This window comes from Cobetia sp. ICG0124 (assembly GCF_004006355.1).
In the GTDB taxonomy this organism is placed as follows: domain Bacteria; phylum Pseudomonadota; class Gammaproteobacteria; order Pseudomonadales; family Halomonadaceae; genus Cobetia; species Cobetia marina.
Window position 1 is genome coordinate 832,430 of the sequence record NZ_CP024893.1, and the last position, 18,086, is coordinate 850,515.

Sequence of the window (18,086 nt, forward strand, 5' to 3'; positions counted from 1 at the left end):
ATGGCCCGTGCTTGCTGGTGGTACGGAGACTGCGGTGCAAGCCGCCCCAAACGTTGATCATGTAGGAATACCATGAGCGAGAGCTTTGCTGATTTATTTGAACAGTCACTCCAGGACATCAACATGGAGCCGGGCGCAATCGTGTCCGCTACCATCGTCGATATCGATGGCGACTGGATCACTGTCAATGCCGGTCTGAAATCTGAAGGTCAGATTCCGTCTGAACAGTTCCGTGACGAAAGTGGCCAGCTGTCCATCAGCATCGGCGACGAAGTCATGGTCGCGCTGGAAGCCGTCGAAGATGGCTTCGGTGAGACCCGCCTGTCCCGCGAGAAGGCCAAGCGTGCCGAAGCGTGGAAAGAGCTGGAAGCCGCCTTCGAGAAGGACGAGATCGTCAAGGGCGTGATCAACGGCAAGGTCAAAGGTGGCTTTACCGTCGACATCAACACCATCCGTGCCTTCCTGCCGGGTTCTCTGGTCGATGTCCGCCCTGTGCGCGACACCGCCCACCTCGAGAACAAGGAACTGGACTTCAAGGTCATCAAGCTCGACGCCAAGCGCAACAACGTTGTCGTGTCTCGTCGTGCCGTCCTCGAAGCCGAGAACAGCGCTGAGCGTGAAGCCCTCCTGGCCACTCTGCAGGAAGGTCAGCAGATTCAGGGTATCGTCAAGAACCTGACCGACTACGGCGCCTTCGTCGACCTCGGCGGCGTTGACGGCCTGCTGCACATCACCGACATGGCCTGGAAGCGCATCAAGCATCCGTCCGAGATCGTTGCTGTCGGCGACGAGATCAACGTCAAGGTGCTGAAGTTCGACCGCGAGCGCAACCGTGTGTCTCTGGGTCTCAAGCAGCTGGGTGAAGATCCGTGGGTCAACATCAAGGCTCGCTACCCGGAAGGCGCCAAGATCAACGCACGCGTCACCAACCTCACCGACTACGGCTGCTTCGCCGAGCTGGAAGAGGGCGTCGAAGGTCTGGTCCACGTGTCCGAAATGGATTGGACCAACAAGAACATCCACCCGTCCAAGGTCGTCAATGTCGGCGATGACGTGGAAGTGATGATTCTGGACATCGACGAAGAGCGTCGTCGTATCTCCCTGGGTATCAAGCAGTGCACCACCAACCCGTGGGAAGACTTCAGCGGCAAGCACAACAAGGGCGACCGTGTCTCCGGTACCATCAAGTCAATCACTGACTTCGGTATCTTCATCGGTCTGGAAGGCGGCATCGACGGTCTGGTTCACCTGTCTGACATCTCCTGGAACGAAGCTGGCGAAGAAGCCGTGCGTCGTTACAAGAAGGGTGAAGAAGCTGAAGCGGTCATCCTGTCCATCGATCCGGAACGTGAGCGCATCTCTCTGGGCATCAAGCAGCTCGAGAGCGATCCGGTCTCTGAATACCTGGCCGTCAACGACAAGGGCGCCATCGTGTCCGGTCGTGTTGTCGACATCGACGCCAAGGAAGTTCAGGTCGAGCTGGCCACTGACGTCATCGCCATCCTGAAGGCGTCTGAAATCAGCGCTGATCGTGTCGAAGACGCACGCAACGTCCTGAGCGTCGGCGATGCTGTCGAAGCCAAGATCGTCGGTGTGGATCGCAAGAGCCGCCTGATCAACCTGTCCGTCAAGTCCAAGGACCAGGTGGAAGCACCGCGTCGCGATGCTGCCAAGCCGCGTACCCAGGAAGTCGAGAGCAACGGCCCGACGACCATCGGTGACCTGATCAAGCAGCAGCTGGGTCAGGAGTGATCCCGAGACATTCCGCCTCCTCGTGAGGCGGGATGTCCGGATCCACGCTGAGGTGGCATGCCTCTGGTTGCCACCTCAGCGTCTCCGAATCGGTATCCTGCACACGACGCATGTCATGCGCAGGAACGAAAAAAACCGCCACCCTTCGGGGTGGCGGTTTTTTTGTGTCCAGTGGTGGCTTCAGCGGCCGCGGTCTGGCGTTCCAGGTTGGCCAGCATGCCGCGCAGGATGGACAGCTCACGGCGTGTCGGTTCGGCGCGGGCAAACAGTGCACGCAGACGCTCTTCGGTCTGTGAGTGCGGTTGATTGAGGAAGCCGGAACCGCGCAGGGCACGGCCGAGGTGCTCGTGGAAGTGGCCGAGCTGCTCGCGGGTCGGCAGCTGGTCATCCTCACGACGCGCGACCGGAGCCTCGCTGGTCGGCTCCAGGGTGCGACGCCAGGCGCTGCGACACTCGTGGGCGAGTACCTGTACGGCCTGGGAGACATTGAGGATGCCGTAGTCGGGGTTGGTGGGGATGGACACCTGGTGCGTGCAGCAGCCGATCTCCTCGTTGGTCAGCCCGAAGCGTTCACGGCCGAACACCAGCGCCACCTTGCCATCCTGGGCGGTATCGATGACGCGCGCGGCCATCTCGCTCGGCTCATCGAAGTGAGGCAGCGGCAGACTGCGCAGGCGGGCACTGGCACCGATGACCAGCTGGCAGTCATTGACGGCGTCTTCGAGACGCTCGACCACGCGGGCGTTTTCCAGAAGCTCCGCGGCGCCGCTGGCCATGCGTGTGGCTTCCTCATCGGGGAAGCAGCGCGGGTTGACCAGCACCAGGTCCTTGATGCCCATGGTCAGGATGGCGCGAGCGGTGGCGCCGATATTGCCGGGATGGAAGGTCTGCACCAGCACGACACGCACGTTGTCGAGGGTGGCTGGGCTCGAGGCAGAGCTGGAGGTATCAGTCATGAGGAGAAGATCCTGGGCAAGCGAGGCGCGCGGCCTGAGCGGTTGTCGTCATTGATCGTGGGCGTGAATGTCAGGCATGAAAAAACCGCCCCTGCTTGCGCAGGAGCGGTTCGGGTCACGACGGGTGAGTCGTGGGGTGAGGCTGGCTTACATCATGCCGCCCATGCCACCCATTCCGCCCATGCCACCCATGTCGCCGCCGCCGGCAGCTGCCTTGTCTTCCGGGTCTTCGGCGATCATGCATTCGGTGGTGATCATCAGGCCGCCGATGGAGGCTGCGGACTGCAGGGCAGAGCGCGTCACCTTGGCCGGGTCCAGCACGCCCATCTCGAACATGTCGCCGTAGACACCGGTGGAGGCGTTGTAACCGTAGTTGCCTTCACCTGCCTTGACGTTGTTCAGCACGACGGAGGCTTCTTCGCCAGCGTTGGTGACGATCTGACGCAGCGGCGCTTCCATGGCGCGCAGCGCGATGGCGATACCGTGAGTCTGGTCTTCGTTGTCGCCTTTCAGCTCGGTCAGCTGGTTGAGGACGCGAACCAGGGCGGTACCACCGCCAGGCACGACACCTTCCTCGACGGCTGCACGAGTGGAGTGCAGGGCGTCTTCGACGCGAGCCTTCTTCTCTTTCATCTCGACTTCGGTAGCAGCACCGACGCGGATGACGGCAACACCGCCGGCCAGCTTGGCGACACGCTCCTGCAGCTTCTCGCGGTCGTAGTCAGAGGAGGTTTCCTCGATCTGCGCGCGGATCTGGGAGACACGAGCTTCGATGTCGCCTTCGTTGCCGGCGCCATCGATGATGGTGGTGTTTTCCTTGGACATGGTCACGCGCTTGGCGGTGCCCAGGTGGTCCAGGTTAGCCTGCTCGAGGTTGAGGCCGACTTCTTCGGAAATCACGGTGCCGCCGGTCAGGACAGCGATGTCCTGCAGCATGGCCTTGCGACGATCACCGAAGCCCGGCGCCTTGACGGCCGCGACCTTGACGATACCGCGCATGGTGTTGACGACCAGAGTCGCCAGCGCTTCGCCTTCGATGTCTTCGGCGACGATCGCCAGCGGCTTGCCGGACTTGGCGACGCCTTCCAGCACCGGCAGCAGTTCGCGGATGTTGGAGATCTTCTTGTCGACCAGCAGGATGTACGGGTCTTCGAGCTCGACCGCCATGGTGTCCTGGTTGGTGACGAAGTACGGAGACAGGTAGCCACGGTCGAACTGCATGCCTTCGACGACTTCCAGCTCGTCTTCGAAGCCACGGCCTTCATCGACGGTGATGACGCCTTCCTTGCCGACTTTCTCCATCGCTTCCGCGATGATCTCGCCGATGCGAGAGTCGCCATTGGCGGAGATGGTACCGACCTGGGCGATGGCCTTGGTGTCGGTGCACGGCACGGACAGCTCACGCACGGCCTTGACGGCTTCGATGACGGCCTTGTCGATGCCGCGCTTCAGGTCCATCGGGTTCATGCCGGCGGTCACGCCCTTCAGGCCTTCATTGACGATGGACTGAGCCAGCACGGTGGCGGTGGTGGTGCCGTCACCCGCGACGTCGGAAGTCTTGGAAGCGACTTCCTTGACCATCTGGGCGCCCATGTTCTCGAAGCGATCCTTCAGCTCGATTTCCTTGGCGACGGACACGCCGTCCTTGGTCACGGTCGGTGCGCCGAAGGATTTTTCCAGCACCACGTTGCGGCCTTTCGGGCCGAGGGTAGTCTTGACGGCATCCGCCAGGACATTGACACCACGCGCCATGCGCTTGCGAGCATCATCGGAGAAACGAACGTCTTTTGCAGCCATTGTTATCTCTACCTTTAATCAGTAAGTCGTAGCATTTAAACCGGAAACGCTGGAAATCAGCCTTCCACCACGGCGAGGATGTCGCTCTCGCTCATGATCAGCACTTCTTCGCCGTCGATCTTCTGCTTCTCGACGCCGTAGCCATCCTTGAAGATGACGGTGTCGCCGACTTTCACGTCAAGCGGGCGAACTTCACCGTTCTCGAGGATGCGGCCGTTGCCGGCGGCAAGAATTTCACCGCGCGTCGGCTTTTCCTGAGCGCTGCCGGGCAGAACGATGCCACCTGCAGTTTTCTGTTCTTCTTCCACGCGACGGACCACGACGCGATCGTGCAAGGGACGGATGTTCATTGCTCACGTTCTCCTGATGGTAAATCCCGCCATCTGCCGGTCTTTGCCGGCACGTCTGGCGTTCAATGGGGTTGCCTACCGAGTGTTGGGCCTCGCAGAGGCGAGGCCGTTATCCATTGCACCGCTTTTATGGTGGCGAGAGGACAGCTTTCAAGTAGGCGAACATAAAAAAATTTCAAATCTCGTCATCAACTGCGTCGCCTGAAAGGCACGCACTTGAGGTGCCGACTATCGGACTGCCAGTTGCCGGAGTGCGTCTGACGTGACTGACTCTGTGCGGAGAAGCGACCCTTGAAGAAGCGTGCGATGACGTTATTGCCGCTCAGGCCTCGGGTCAGCAGTCCACGCGAGGCCGGCAGTAGGCAGAGCAGTCCCAGGCCATCCGAGAGAAATCCCGGTGCCATGAGCAGCGCGCCACCGAAGATCAGCGCCGCGCCTTCCATCAGTTCACCGGAGGGCATCTCGCCACGTTGCAGGCGCTCCTGGGCACGCATCAATGTCGCGCGACCTTCGCGTCGAATCAGATGCAGGCCCACGGCGCCGGTGATCAGTACCAGTGCCAGCGTCGGCAACAGCCCTATCTGGCTGCCAAGACTGAACAGCACCACGAAATCCAATAACCCGAACAGGGTAATCACTAGCAGTATGGGCATCGTCTCTCCCGAATCCGGTAAATGGCAGCTTGCACCAATGCGTCAAGGGTAAACCAGCAGCAGGATGGGGAACAGTCGAATCGGTGTCATGAAAGGCTCATGACGCGGATGGACGCGGTGCGGGACACTCGACACATTGATCGTGACGCTCGTACGGCATGCGGGCCTCGCACCCGGCAGGCATTTCTCGCTGTCGGCAGACAACCTGGGAGACGGGACATGAAGCTTGACGACAAGGTCATCGCGATTACGGGCGGCGCTCGTGGGCTGGGGCTGGCCATGGCGCGACATCTGGGTGAGAAGGGCGCCGTGCTGGCGCTGCTGGATATCGAACAGGGCGGTCTGGATGACGCTGTCTCGAGCCTGGAAGCGGCGGGCATCAAGGCGCAGGGGTTCGTGACCGACGTCGCGGACGAGGCCTCCGTCACGCAAGCCTTCTCTGCCATCAAGGCGGCGCTGGGTCCGGTGAGTGGTCTGGTCAACAATGCCGGCATTACCCGAGATGGTCTGCTGATCAAGGCGCGTGATGGAGTCGTGGAGAAGACCATGTCGCTGTCCAGCTGGCAGCAGGTCATCGATGTCAATCTGACCGGTGTCTTCCTGTGCACGCGTGAAGCCGCCAGTCAGATGATCGAGGCCGGTCAGCCGGGCGTGATCGTCAACATCTCCAGCATCTCGCGCGCCGGCAACATGGGGCAGAGCAATTACACCGCAGCCAAGGCGGGTGTCGCCGCGATGAGCGTCACCTGGGCCAAGGAGCTGGCGCGCTACAAGATTCGTGTCGGTGCCGTGGCACCGGGCTTCATCGCCACTGAAATGACCGCCGGCATGAAGCCGGAGATGCTCGACAAGATCAAGAGTGGCATCCCGATGCGTGATCTGGGACGTCCGGAAGACATCGCGGGCAGCGTGGCCTTCATCTTCGACAATGATTACTTCACGGGGCGCGTGATCGAATGTGATGGCGGTCTGCGTATCTGAGCCGATGTCTAAGGAGATTCGTCATGCAACGTCGCCAATTCATGGGGCTTGTATTGGGTGGCGGTGCGATGTTGGCACTGCCGGGATTGGCTGCCGCTCGCCCGGAGCTTGAGCTGGAGCGCTCGCCGGACATTGCCGAGCTCGTGCTGGATGATGACGAGTGGCGCGCACGCCTGAGTGCAGAGCAGTATCGCGTGCTGCGCGAGGAAGGCACCGAGCGCTCAGGCTCCAGCGCGCTCAACAAGGAATCGCGTGACGGTGAGTACCGTTGTGCCGGCTGTGACCTTACGCTGTTCACCTCGCGTACCAAGTTCGAGTCCGGCACTGGCTGGCCGAGTTTCTTCGATCATATCGAAGGGCATCTGTTGACCAAGACGGACTACGGGCTGGTGTGGCCGCGTACAGAATATCACTGCGCACGCTGCGGAGGGCATCAGGGACACGTGTTCGAGGACGGCCCCAGGCCCACGGGACTGCGCTGGTGCAACAATGGGGTGGCGCTGCGTTTCGTGCCGGCCTGAGGGGGCCTGTGAAGCTAAAGCAATCCACGGGCTTTGTGGTAACGTGACGGCATCGTGATGCAGGCGGCCCGGTCGACTCAGCGACCGGGCCGCCTGCGTCTTGTCACCAGAATCATAGTCGTGAAGGGATCGATGTTTCATGGACGCTACCGCAACTGACGCCACTACCGCTCGCCCTGCACCGACGCTGTCGCCTGCTGCTACCGCTCGCCGTATCCAGCAGGCGCTGGCGGCGGAGCTGGACGTGCGTGAAGAACAGATCACCGCGACGGTGGAGCTGCTGGATGGCGGCGCCACCGTGCCCTTCATCTCGCGTTACCGCAAGGAGGCGACCGGCGGGCTGGATGACACCCAGATGCGTCTTCTGGAAGAGCGCCTGCGCTACCTGCGTGAGCTGGAAGAGCGCCGTCAGGTGGTACTCGAATCCATTGCCGAGCAGAGCAAGCTGACCGCGAGTCTCGAGCGCGATGTGCTGGCTGCCGACAGCAAGCAGCGTCTGGAAGACCTCTACCTGCCGTATCGCAAGAAGCGTCGTACCAAGGCCCAGATTGCCCGTGAGGCGGGTCTTGAGCCGTTGGCGGATGCCTTGCTTGGCGACCCGACGCTCGTGCCGGAAGACGAGGCAGCTGGCTTCGTCGATGCCGACAAGGACGTGGCCGACCCCAAGGCGGCACTGGATGGGGCCAAGCAGATTCTGATGGAGCGCTTCGCGGAAGACGCCGCGCTTGTCGGTCGTCTGCGTCAGCGTCTGTGGGATGACGGTATCCTCAGTGCCCGGGTGATGAAGGGCAAGGAACAGGAAGGCGCCAAGTTCTCCGATTACTTCGAACACGACGAGCCGCTGCACAAGGCACCGTCGCATCGCGCGCTGGCCATGCTGCGGGGTCGCAATGAAGGCGTGCTGAGCCTCGCGCTCAAGCTGGAAGGCGAGGACGAGTTGCCGCGGCACCCGATGGAGGGTGCCATCGCGGCGCATTTCTCCCTCGAGGACCAGGGGCGCGCCGCGGATCGCTGGTTGAAGGAGGTGGTGCGCTGGACCTGGCGGGTCAAGCTCTATACCCATCTGGAAAGCGAGCTGATCGGCCGCCTGCGTGAGCGTGCCGAGCAGGAGGCCATCCAGGTCTTCGCCGACAACCTGAAGGATCTGCTGCTGGCAGCCCCGGCGGGGCCCAAGGCCACCCTGGGGCTGGACCCGGGCCTGCGTACCGGCGTCAAGGTCGCGGTGGTGGACGCCACCGGCAAGTATGTCGATCAGGCCACCCTCTACCCGCATGCGCCTCACAATCGTTGGGATGCCTCGGTGGCGGAGCTGGTCAGGCTGGTCGAGCGTCATGATGTCGAGCTGATCGCCATCGGCAACGGGACCGCATCACGCGAGACCGACAAGCTGGCCGCCGACGTGCTGACCCGCCTGTCCGGTCGTCGCCTGCAGAAGGTGATGGTCAACGAGGCAGGGGCGTCCATCTACTCCGCTTCGGAATATGCCGCGCGTGAGTTCCCGGATCTGGACGTGACCATTCGTGGCGCGGTCTCCATCGCCCGTCGCCTGCAGGACCCGCTCGGCGAGCTGGTTAAGATCGAGCCCAAGTCCATCGGGGTCGGCCAGTATCAGCATGATGTCAGTCAGGTGCAGCTGGGGCGCAGTCTGGAGGCGGTGGTCGAGGACTGCGTCAATGGCGTCGGTGTCGATCTCAACATGGCGTCCAGTGCGCTGCTGTCACGCGTCGCGGGTCTGAATACCACGCTTGCCGAGAACATCGTCGCGCATCGTGATGCCAATGGCCGCTTCGCCTCGCGCAAGGAGCTTCTGAAGGTCAGTCGGCTCGGGCCACGTACCTTCGAGCAGTGCGCCGGCTTCCTGCGTATTGCCGAGGGTGAGAACCCGCTGGATGCCAGCGCCGTTCACCCTGAGGCCTACCCGCTGGTCGAGCGTATCGCCAAGGCGCATGGCCGTGAGCTACCCAGCCTGCTGGGCGACAGCAGCTTCCTGCGCAGCGTGAAGCCTGCCGAGTTCACGGATGATCACTTCGGGTTGCCGACAGTCACGGACATCCTGCGGGAGCTGGACAAGCCGGGGCGCGACCCGCGTCCTGAATTCCGCTTCGCCGAGTTCAAGGAAGGGGTCGAGACGCTCAAGGATCTCGAACCGGGCATGAAACTTGAAGGTGTCGTGACCAACGTCACCCATTTCGGGGCCTTCGTGGACATCGGTGTGCATCAGGATGGCCTGGTACACATCTCTGCTCTGTCGCAAAAGTATGTTGCCGACCCGCGTGAGGTGGTGAAGGCCGGTGACATCGTCAGCGTCAAGGTGATGGAGGTCGACATACCGCGTGGACGCATCGCGCTGAGCATGCGCATGAGCGATACTCCCGGTGAAAAAGGCGCGGGAGGCGAGGCGCGACGCGGGGGCGAGGGCAATCGTGGAGGGCGCTCCCAGACCGGCGGTGGCCGTCAGGAACGAGGCGGTCGCGCCAGCGGCTCCAGTGAAGGAGGCGGAGCGGCACCCGCCAACAATGCCATGGCAGCGGCCCTGCTCAATGCACGCAAGTCGAAATCATAAGCCTTGAAAGCATTTTTTACGCGCCCATAATGTGGGCATACTGACCTGACGCGAACGGTGGATGCCGTTCGCGTCTTGCATGGCATCCGGTGCAGTCCGCGGGCCATGGTCATCCAACTCGACCGGAGAGGCTGGGCTTCTCCCCATGCGAAAGGGTCAATACCTTGTCCGAGCAACTCGCGTCCGCCATTGCGCGACTCAAGGCCCCCGCCCGTCAGGGACTCTTCGGGCGTCTGCGCCGTGGCATCGAGAAAGAAGGCCTCAGGGTCGACGCCGACGGCCGCATCAGCCAGACCCCGCACCCGCGTGCTCTGGGGTCCAAGCTGACTCACCCGTACATCACCACGGATTATTCCGAGTCGCTGCTCGAGTACATCACGCCGGTCTTCTCGCGTCCCAAGGATTCCCTGGAGTTTCTGGCGGACCTGCATCGTTTCAGCTATCGCAATCTGGGGGATGAGCTGATCTGGCCGGCCAGCATGCCGCCGAGGCTGAACGGCAATGACAGCGTGCCGATCGCGGATTATGGCACCTCCAACACCGGCACCATGAAGCATGTCTACCGCAAGGGACTGGATGTGCGCTACGGGCGCATCATGCAGTCCATTGCCGGTATCCATTACAACTTCTCGCTGCCGGATGATTTCTGGACGCTGCTTCAGAAGATGGAGAATGCCGAAGGCGAGGATGCGCGTGACTTCCGCTCGCGCCGCTACTTCGAGCTGATCCGCAACTTCCGTCGCCATAGCTGGATTCTGCTCTATCTGTTCGGCGCCTCGCCGGGGATCGACGAAAGCTTCCTGGATGGCGGCAATGATGACCGCCTCAAGCGTCAGGCCGACCGCAGTCTGGTCTCGGCCTATGCCACCAGCCTGCGCATGTCGGACCTGGGCTACCAGAACAAGGTCCAGGCGCAGCTCAAGATCTGCTTCAACTCGCTGGACAACTTCGTCGGGACGCTGCGTCACGCCATCGTCACGCCGTGGAAGGACTACGAGAAGCTGGGGGTGAAGCAGGCTGATGGCAGCTGGTCGCAGCTCTCCAGTAACATCCTGCAGATCGAGAACGAGTACTACTCCGACATCCGTCCCAAGCGTGTCACCCGGCACAACGAGACGCCCAGCCAGGCGCTGGAAGGCCGGGGTGTCGAATACATCGAGGTGCGCTGCCTGGATCTCAATCCCTTCCTGCCGGTGGGGATCGACGAGACGCAGATCCGCTTCCTCGATACCTTCCTGATCTGGTGTCTGCTGACCGAGAGCCCATGGATCGATGACGAGGAATGCGCCAACCTTGACGACAGCAAGCGACGCGTCGTGGAGGCGGGACGTGACCCCGAGCTGACCCTGAACGTCAAGGGTGAGGAGCGGCGTCTGCGTGAACTGGCCGCCAACGTGATGGATGAGCTTGGCGAAGTGGCAAGCCTGCTGGACGAGAATCACAAGTCAGGCAGCGAGCATCGCGATGCGCTGGCGGCACTCGCGCCGCGCTTTGACGATGCCCAGACCACGCCCTCGGGCCGTCTGCTGACCAGCATGCTCGACAACGGCAGCAACTTCGTCGATGAAGTGCTGGCACTGGCCAAGGGGCAGGCCGAGCAGTTCAAGACGGAGCCGATGGAGCGTGCACGTGGCTACCTGCTGGATCAACTGGTCGAGACCTCCCTGCAGCAACAGGGCGATATCGAGGCCGGCGACCATCAGGACTTCGATACCTTCATGGCCGAATACTTTGCCTCGGCGCATGCCACGCAACCGGCCTGACTCGTCGATGCAACGCCGATTCATGTTCAGGTCATCCCTGCGCGGCATGATAGGCATCCATCGCTGATCGCGGCGACACCGGCCATCGCGACATCATCGGCGCCTCAGACTTGAGGCGCCGATGATGTCTCTGGCCCATGCCGGCAAGGACAGCAAATGACACACGCGGACAATCAATCAGGACAACAGCCGACACGCCAGGGTGGGGGGCTCGCCTGTCTGGCGCGCTGGAGCGGTCGTCAGTGGTGCCTGCTGGGGGCGCTGGGGTGCGCGTTGCTGCTCGGTGTCGCCTTCGTGCTGCAGTTTGCCTTTGGTCTGGCACCGTGTTCGCTGTGCATCTTCCAGCGCGTGGCGGTGGCCGTGGCAGGCGTCTTCTTCCTGCTGGGTGCCGTGCATGGGCCGGGGCGTATCGGTACCCGCGTCTATGCGCTGGGTGCGCTGGCGGGCAGTGTGGGTGCCATCGTGCTGGCCGGTCGTCATGTCTGGCTGCAATCCCTTCCGCCGGATCAGGTGCCGGCCTGTGGCCCGGGCCTCAACTACATGCTGGAAGTGCTGCCGGTATGGGACGTGATCACCCAAGTGCTCAATGCCTCCGGTGAATGCGCGCAGATCAGTGCCCAGTGGCTGGGGCTCTCGATCCCTCAGTGGTCGTTGATCGGCTTCTGTGCTCTGACGCTGGTACCGCTGGCCATGCTGTGGAGCAGCTTCCGGCGTTGAGGGCATGACGCCTGCCACCATGGTGGGGGGTTGGCAGCGTCCGTCGCATGGAGGATAGTGGGTTGGCAGCGGGGTGAGCACCTGATGTCAGCCCCCACCGTTCGGGTCATGCCAGAGGAGGCGCCCATGCTGGAGGAATGCACCACTGCGGCGGAACGCTTTCGTGGCGTTCATCAGTTGGTTGATCGCTGGCTGGATCAGCGACGCGAGATGCTGGTCTGCTTCATGGATCTGCACGAGGCCTGCGTCAATGATCTCGAGCAGCTCGACATGACACGCGTCAATCGCTTCATCGAGCTGTTGATGGATTACATCTCGGCGGGCCATTTCGAAGTCTATCCTCAGCTCAAGGAAGAGGGGCGTGTCTTCGAGGATACCCAGGCTCTGGCCGCTGCGGAGAAGTTGATGCTGCGTCTGGAGCCCTCGACGGAGCTGGTACTGTCCTTCGATGAAGACTTCTCGAGTCCGACCCGCTGCCAGCACTACCGCACACGCCTGCCCGAGTGGCTGGCCCGTCTTCAGGAGGGGCTGACGGAGCGCTTCGCGCTGGAAGATCAACTGATTCAGCGCCTGCATGCGGTACACGAGCCACTGGCTCACTCGCGGCAACCCGTGGCATGAGTCACATCAGGGAAGAGGCTTCCGGGCGTTCGAGTTCGGTCAGCTCGATCTCGCCGGTGAGCAGGTCACGCTCGAAGGCATCCTTGTCGATGTTGAAACCAAGGAATTCCTGAGCGAGATACATGTCCTTCTCGGCGTTGCCCAGACAGCTGGTGCCACCCGGTGACGGCGTCATGTTGAAGACGATGCCGGTGCCCGGATTGATCTTGGCTTCGCCCATCACGAGCTTCTGCTTGCTCTTGTCGATCAGCTGCGGGCGTACGCCGCCGAAGCCCTTGGCGAAGCTGACATCCTTGACGTCCAGGCTCGGGACGATCTTCTTGATGTCGCCGTGGAACAGGCGCTCACGCAGTACCGGCACCTCGAACATGAAGTTCTTGAAGATGTAGTTGCGGATGTCGCGCACCTTCATCAGGTCCCACAGGGCCTTGACGACGTTGCGGTCCATGCGCAGTACCTTGAGGAACTCCCAGAAGGTCTTGCCGTTGTAGCGCTCCAGCAGCGGCAGCATCAGAGCGGTCGGCCCGAAGCGGGTCTTGCCTTCCACCAGCACGTCCGGGTCGCCGTGGACGGCGGCGAACGGCAGGTTCTCGTTCTGGATGGTGTAGACCTTGCCGTTGAGCACCTTCGGCGTGAAGTAGAAGGAGCCAGCCATCGGCAGGCAGGACTTGTCCAGTCCGTAGCCCATCTTGTGGGCGAACAGCAGGGAGTGACCACCGGCGCTGACCACGACATAGCGTGCGCTGAGCTCGCCCTTGTCCGTCTTGACCTTGTAGACGTCACCTTCCTTGCGGATGTCTTCCACGGCGGTCGAGAGGCGAACGTCGAAGTTCATGCCTTTCTCGGCCGCTGCCTTCTCGCCTTCGCTGACGAAGGCCTCCGACAGGGTGGTGTAGTTGACGGCGGTGTATTCGTCGGTGGAACCCAGCGCGACGATTTCCTCGTCCGGACGGCGACCTTCCACGACCTTCGGCTCAAGCTCAGCGATGTCATCACGCTCGAGCAGCTTCAGATTCGGGAACAGTGGCTTGAAGGTCTCGAAGCGCTTGCGCAGGAACTGGCATTCCTTGGCGCCGACCGCCAGTACCATCTTCGGGTACTTGTAGACGATGTGATCGCGCTCACTCTCGCTGAGCTTGGTGGCGAAGTTGACCACCATGCCTGCGGTGCGCTTGGTCACGCGCGCCTTCTCGACCGTGTAGTTGGTCTCGATGTCGCCGCAGTGGATGGTCTGGGAGTTGTTGCGACCGTGCGAGTTGACGATCGCGACATGGTCGTATTTTTCCACCAGGCCGACCGACGAGAGGTCGGTGTAGCGGGCGAGTTCATAGAGAAGGGCGGTGCCGGACACGCCGCCACCCACAATCAGGACATCGTATGTCGTTGAGGACATGGCTGCTCACGCTCAGAGTTGGTGAGGGACATCCCCCGGCACCCGACCGGGCTACCGGGGGCCGTCCTGCCGTGACGGGGCATGCCTCGTCAGGCTCGACGGTTCGATGGACACACATTATAGACACATCGGACGCGAAATGATTCAGCAAATAAGGTCGACTTTATGGTGAATGCCTGTAGCCACATGAAAACCTTATAGATGAAGCTGCATTCCCTTATAGGTCGATTATTTGTTTTAAAATCAATGGCTTGTCAGTCGCGCAGTGAGATGATGCGCCATCCGCGCTGCTGGGCGGTCGCCAACAGTTGCTCATCCGGGTCCACTGCAATGGCAGTATCGACACGCTCGAGCAGCGGAAGATCATTGATGGAGTCACTATAGAAGGTGCTGCCATCCAGGGTGTGATCACGCTCGGCAAGCCAGGCTTCGAGGCGAGTGACCTTGCCGCCCTGGAAGCTGGGAACTCCGTCGACGCGGCCGGTGTAGCGCCCGTCGATGATCTCGGGCTCGATGGCGATCAGGTCATCCACGCCAAGGCGCTCGGCGATGGGGGCAGTGATGAAGCGGTTGGTGGCGGTGATGATCAGCAGCGTATCGCCGCGTGCACGGTGACGCGCCAGCAGCTCTTCTGCCCGTGCCAGAATGATGGGCTCGATCTTGGCGGCCATGAACTGCTGGTGCCAGGCGGCGAGTTGTTCCGGACTGTTCTCGGCCAGCGGCTTGAGTGAGAAGGCCAGGTACTCGTGAATGTCCAGTTCGCCACTCTGATAGAGCTGGAAATAGCGCTCGTTGGCTTCACGGTAGGTGTCAGCGTCGACAGCGCCTTGTTCAACCAGGAACTCGCCCCAGGCGTGATCGCTGTCCCCGGCGATCAGGGTATTGTCGAGATCAAAGATGGCCAGACTCACGGAGAACTCCTTGCTCAGCCCAGCCAGGTCGCCGGCCCAGTGTTTGCGCGGGTGTACGGGGGCCAACGGAGGATTTCCGAAGGCGGTGTTGCAGTGCAATACGGTGAAGGGGTCGATTATTGCAGACGTGCCTGGCCTTTCACACCGCCAAACCGCGTATTGAAGCGCTTTCAGCCTTTGTGGAAGAATGGTTTCAATTAACGAATCAAAGGTGACATCCGTGATCGACGCTGACGGCTTTCGCCCCAACGTTGGCATCATCATTGCCAACTGTGAGGGCCAGCTGCTCTGGGCGCGCCGGGTAGGACAGAATGCGTGGCAGTTTCCGCAAGGGGGCATCAAGCCAAACGAGACACCGCAACAGGCGTTGTATCGTGAACTCGAGGAAGAGATCGGCCTCAAGGCCGAGGACGTCGAGATACTGGCCTGTACCCGAGGTTGGCTGCGCTACCGGTTGCCCAGACGCATGGTGAGAACGCACTCCCGACCGATCTGCATCGGTCAGAAACAGAAGTGGTTCCTGTTGCAGATCCGCTGTCAGGACAACCGCGTGAGTGTGGATTCCACGCCCAAGCCGGAGTTCGATGGTTGGCGGTGGGTCAGTTACTGGTATCCGCTGGGTCAGGTCGTGGCCTTCAAGCGCGAGGTCTACCGGCGCGCGTTGCGTGAACTGGCACCGCGTCTGCAACGACTGGTGGACGTGAGGCGCGTCATGCTCGAGGTACACCATGCTTGAGGTATTGCGGCGTATCGTTCAGGAGGTCAATGGCGCGCGTTCACTCGACGCGGCGCTGGCGACGATGGTGTTGCGCATTCGCAAGGCCATGAAGACGGATGTCTGTTCCGTCTACCTTCTGGCGCCCGAGACGGACCGATTCGTGCTCAAGGACACCATTGGCCTGCGCTCGTCTTCCGTGGGACAGGTCAGCATGGCGCGCGGTGAAGGGCTGGTGGGCATGGTGGCGCTCAGAGAGGAGCCGCTCAACCTCGAGGATGCCCCGGCGCATCCCCAGTTCCGGTATTTCGAGGAAACCGGCGAGGAGCGCTTCTCCAGCTTCCTGGGCGTCCCCATCATCCATCAGCGCCGCGTGCTCGGCGTACTGGTCATCCAGCAGCACGAGAAGCGTCGTTTCGATGAGGGCGAAGAAGCCTTTCTTGTCACGCTGGGCGCGCAGCTGGCGGGTGTGCTGGCGCATGCGTTGGCGACCGGGGCACTGGGCAAGCTGGCCGGGACCAGCGGCCAGGCGACCTTCAAGGGAGTCGCCGGGTCTCCCGGCGTCGTCATCGGCAAGGCCTTCGTGCTCTCTCCGCCGGCGGATCTGGACTCGGTGCCGGACCTCATTCCCACCGACATCGACTTCGAGATCGCTCGCCTGAAGGAGGCGATCAACGCCGTGCGCGAGGAAATCCGTGTCGCGGCAGAGCGGCTGGCCAGTCGTATCTCCACTCAGGAGCATGCGCTGTTCGAGGTCTACCAGCAGATGCTGGGCGACGCGGCGCTGGGCCAGGAAGTCGAGAAGCGTATCCGGGAAGGGCAGTGGGCGCCTGCGGCACTGGCCGATATCGTGCGCCGGCATGTTCAGTATCTCGAGCGCGTGGATGATGACTATCTGCGTGAGCGCGCCGCGGATATCCGCGATCTTGGCCGGCGGGTGCTCGCGCATCTGCAGGAGGAGGGCGACAGCGGCCCGATCGAGTACCCCGAGAACACCATCCTGATCGGCCATGAGATCAGCCCGGCGACACTGGGCGAGGTACCGCGTGAGCGGCTCAAGGGACTGGTGGCGGTCAGCGGGTCCAGCACCTCCCACGTCGCCATCCTGGCGCGGGCCATGGGAATTCCGACCGTGCTCGGGATGGTGGATCTGCCGCTGTCACGCCTGGGTGGCGCGCCGGTGATCCTCGATGGCCATCGCGGTCGTCTGGTGGTGCGTCCGGAGCATGAGCTCAGCGTGCATTATTCGCGGCTGATCGCCGAGGAGCAGGCGCTGAGCGTGCTGCTGGAGCAGGAGCAGGATCTGCCGAGCGTGACGCCTGATGGCCATGTGATGCCATTGATGGTCAATACCGGCCTGGCGCTGGATGCCGTGGCCTCGCTCAAGACCCGGGTTGGCGGCGTGGGGCTCTACCGCACGGAAGTGCCCTTCATGATGAATGATCGCTTCCCCAGCGAGCAGGAGCAGGCACGACTCTACCGTGAGCAGCTGGCCGGTTTTGCCCCTCTGCCTGTCACCATGCGTACGCTGGATATCGGGGGCGACAAGGATCTTCCCTATTTCCCCATCAAGGAGGCCAACCCCTTCCTTGGCTGGCGCGGCATACGCGTGACACTGGATCACCCGGAAGTCCTGATGGTGCAGCTGCGTGCCATGCTGCGCGCCGCCGAGGGCCTGGACAATCTGCGTATCATGTTGCCGATGGTCTCGGGGATCGAGGAGGTGGATGCCGCGCTGGCGCTGGTCAATCGTGCCTTGATCGAGCTGGCGGAAGACGGTGTCAACGTCTCACGGCCCAGCGTCGGCGTGATGATCGAGGTGCCGGCGGCCCTCTATCAGCTGGAAGCGCTCGCGACCCGGGTCGACTTCTTCTCGGTGGGGTCCAACGACCTCACCCAGTACCTGTTGGCGGTGGACCGCAATAACCCACGAGTGGCGAGTCTCTATGATGCGTGTCACCCGGCGGTATTGCGCGCGCTGGCGCGCCTGGCGGAAGAATCGAAAGCGCTGGGCATGCCGGTGAGCGTCTGCGGTGAGCTGGCCGGTGACCCTGCCGGTGCCTTGCTGCTGCTGGGAATGGGCTTTGATGGTCTGTCGATGAATGCGCCCAGCCTGCCACGTGTCCGTGCCGCCATTCGCCGCGTGTCGTTGGCGGCAGCCCAGGGGCTGGTCAGCGAGGTCCTGTGTCAGCCGACGGCCAATCAGGTGCATGGCCTGCTGCTGGAGCGCATGCAGGCATGGGAGCTGGCGCATCTGTTGCCACCGCGTGACCACACGCCACGGTCTCGCCAGCGCTCAGGGCCTCCAGCCAGTCCCCAAGCGACAGGGTGGAGGCATTGGCCACCGCCTGGCGCACGGCGGCCGTGACCAGCTGACCGCGACTGATGGTGGC

Annotated in this window: 15 protein-coding genes; 9 read left to right on the forward strand and 6 right to left on the reverse strand. The window is 62.3% G+C overall.

Annotated features, from left to right (window positions below; genetic code table 11):
• Window positions 1-72 precede the first annotated feature (72 nt).
• Window positions 73-1,752, forward strand: coding sequence for a 30S ribosomal protein S1 (gene rpsA / locus CU110_RS03760; RefSeq protein ID WP_077375230.1), 1,680 nt, complete (start codon window positions 73-75; stop codon window positions 1,750-1,752).
• Between the two features lie 113 nt (window positions 1,753-1,865).
• Here rpsA and CU110_RS03765 read toward each other — a convergent pair whose 3' ends face one another.
• The 4 genes from CU110_RS03765 to CU110_RS03780 all read right to left on the reverse strand — a co-directional run bounded on the left by CU110_RS03765 (window position 1,866) and on the right by CU110_RS03780 (window position 5,508).
• Window positions 1,866-2,708 carry an RNA methyltransferase gene (locus tag CU110_RS03765; protein WP_127734604.1) on the reverse strand — a complete coding sequence of 281 codons (843 nt, stop codon included), beginning with the start codon at window positions 2,706-2,708 and terminating at the stop codon, window positions 1,866-1,868.
• Window positions 2,709-2,855: 147 nt separating this feature from the next.
• Window positions 2,856-4,505: a chaperonin GroEL gene (gene groL, locus CU110_RS03770; protein WP_065392449.1), complete on the reverse strand. Its 1,650-nt coding sequence runs from the start codon at window positions 4,503-4,505 to the stop codon at window positions 2,856-2,858.
• 56 nt (window positions 4,506-4,561) lie between these two features.
• The gene (locus tag CU110_RS03775; protein WP_043331438.1) at window positions 4,562-4,855 is read right to left on the reverse strand and encodes a co-chaperone GroES; all 294 of its coding nucleotides are present in this window, start codon (window positions 4,853-4,855) and stop codon (window positions 4,562-4,564) included.
• 188 nt (window positions 4,856-5,043) lie between these two features.
• On the reverse strand, window positions 5,044-5,508 hold the full coding sequence (locus CU110_RS03780; protein ID WP_127734606.1) for an FxsA family protein: 465 nt from the start codon (window positions 5,506-5,508) through the stop codon (window positions 5,044-5,046).
• Window positions 5,509-5,727: 219 nt separating this feature from the next.
• On the opposite strand from CU110_RS03780, the gene CU110_RS03785 reads away from it, so the two are divergent.
• The 6 genes from CU110_RS03785 (at window position 5,728) to rsd (ending at window position 12,674) form a co-directional block, all read left to right on the forward strand.
• The gene (locus CU110_RS03785; RefSeq protein ID WP_084208013.1) at window positions 5,728-6,489 is read left to right on the forward strand and encodes an SDR family oxidoreductase; all 762 of its coding nucleotides are present in this window, start codon (window positions 5,728-5,730) and stop codon (window positions 6,487-6,489) included.
• A 23-nt stretch (window positions 6,490-6,512) separates the two neighbouring features.
• Window positions 6,513-7,010 carry a peptide-methionine (R)-S-oxide reductase MsrB gene (gene msrB, locus CU110_RS03790; protein WP_084208014.1) on the forward strand — a complete coding sequence of 166 codons (498 nt, stop codon included), beginning with the start codon at window positions 6,513-6,515 and terminating at the stop codon, window positions 7,008-7,010.
• 139 nt (window positions 7,011-7,149) lie between these two features.
• Window positions 7,150-9,573 (forward strand): Tex family protein, encoded by a 2,424-nt coding sequence (locus tag CU110_RS03795; protein WP_084208015.1) that lies wholly within the window; start codon window positions 7,150-7,152, stop codon window positions 9,571-9,573.
• A 164-nt stretch (window positions 9,574-9,737) separates the two neighbouring features.
• Complete coding sequence (gene gshA, locus CU110_RS03800; protein ID WP_084208016.1) at window positions 9,738-11,336, forward strand: glutamate--cysteine ligase; 1,599 nt, start codon at window positions 9,738-9,740, stop codon at window positions 11,334-11,336.
• A 156-nt stretch (window positions 11,337-11,492) separates the two neighbouring features.
• Complete coding sequence (locus CU110_RS03805; RefSeq protein WP_084208017.1) at window positions 11,493-12,053, forward strand: disulfide bond formation protein B; 561 nt, start codon at window positions 11,493-11,495, stop codon at window positions 12,051-12,053.
• Window positions 12,054-12,179: 126 nt separating this feature from the next.
• A complete protein-coding gene (rsd, locus tag CU110_RS03810; RefSeq protein ID WP_077375202.1) occupies window positions 12,180-12,674 on the forward strand; it encodes a sigma D regulator in 495 nt (164 codons plus the stop codon).
• Window position 12,675: 1 nt separating this feature from the next.
• Here the strand turns inward: rsd and CU110_RS03815 are convergent, their stop codons facing one another.
• Together CU110_RS03815 and CU110_RS03820 are read right to left on the reverse strand one after the other, a co-directional pair.
• Window positions 12,676-14,067 carry an FAD-dependent oxidoreductase gene (locus CU110_RS03815; protein ID WP_077375199.1) on the reverse strand — a complete coding sequence of 464 codons (1,392 nt, stop codon included), beginning with the start codon at window positions 14,065-14,067 and terminating at the stop codon, window positions 12,676-12,678.
• A 254-nt stretch (window positions 14,068-14,321) separates the two neighbouring features.
• Window positions 14,322-14,978, reverse strand: a complete 657-nt coding sequence (locus CU110_RS03820) for an HAD family hydrolase (protein ID WP_077375196.1) — start codon at window positions 14,976-14,978, stop codon at window positions 14,322-14,324.
• Between the two features lie 220 nt (window positions 14,979-15,198).
• Here CU110_RS03820 and CU110_RS03825 point away from each other — a divergent pair, with 220 nt between their 5' ends.
• The gene (locus CU110_RS03825; protein ID WP_127734608.1) at window positions 15,199-15,714 is read left to right on the forward strand and encodes an RNA pyrophosphohydrolase; all 516 of its coding nucleotides are present in this window, start codon (window positions 15,199-15,201) and stop codon (window positions 15,712-15,714) included.
• Complete coding sequence (gene ptsP, locus CU110_RS03830; protein ID WP_127734610.1) at window positions 15,707-18,061, forward strand: phosphoenolpyruvate--protein phosphotransferase; 2,355 nt, start codon at window positions 15,707-15,709, stop codon at window positions 18,059-18,061. Before CU110_RS03825 ends, ptsP begins: the two co-directional genes overlap by 8 nt.
• The last annotated feature ends 25 nt before the right edge of the window (window positions 18,062-18,086 follow it).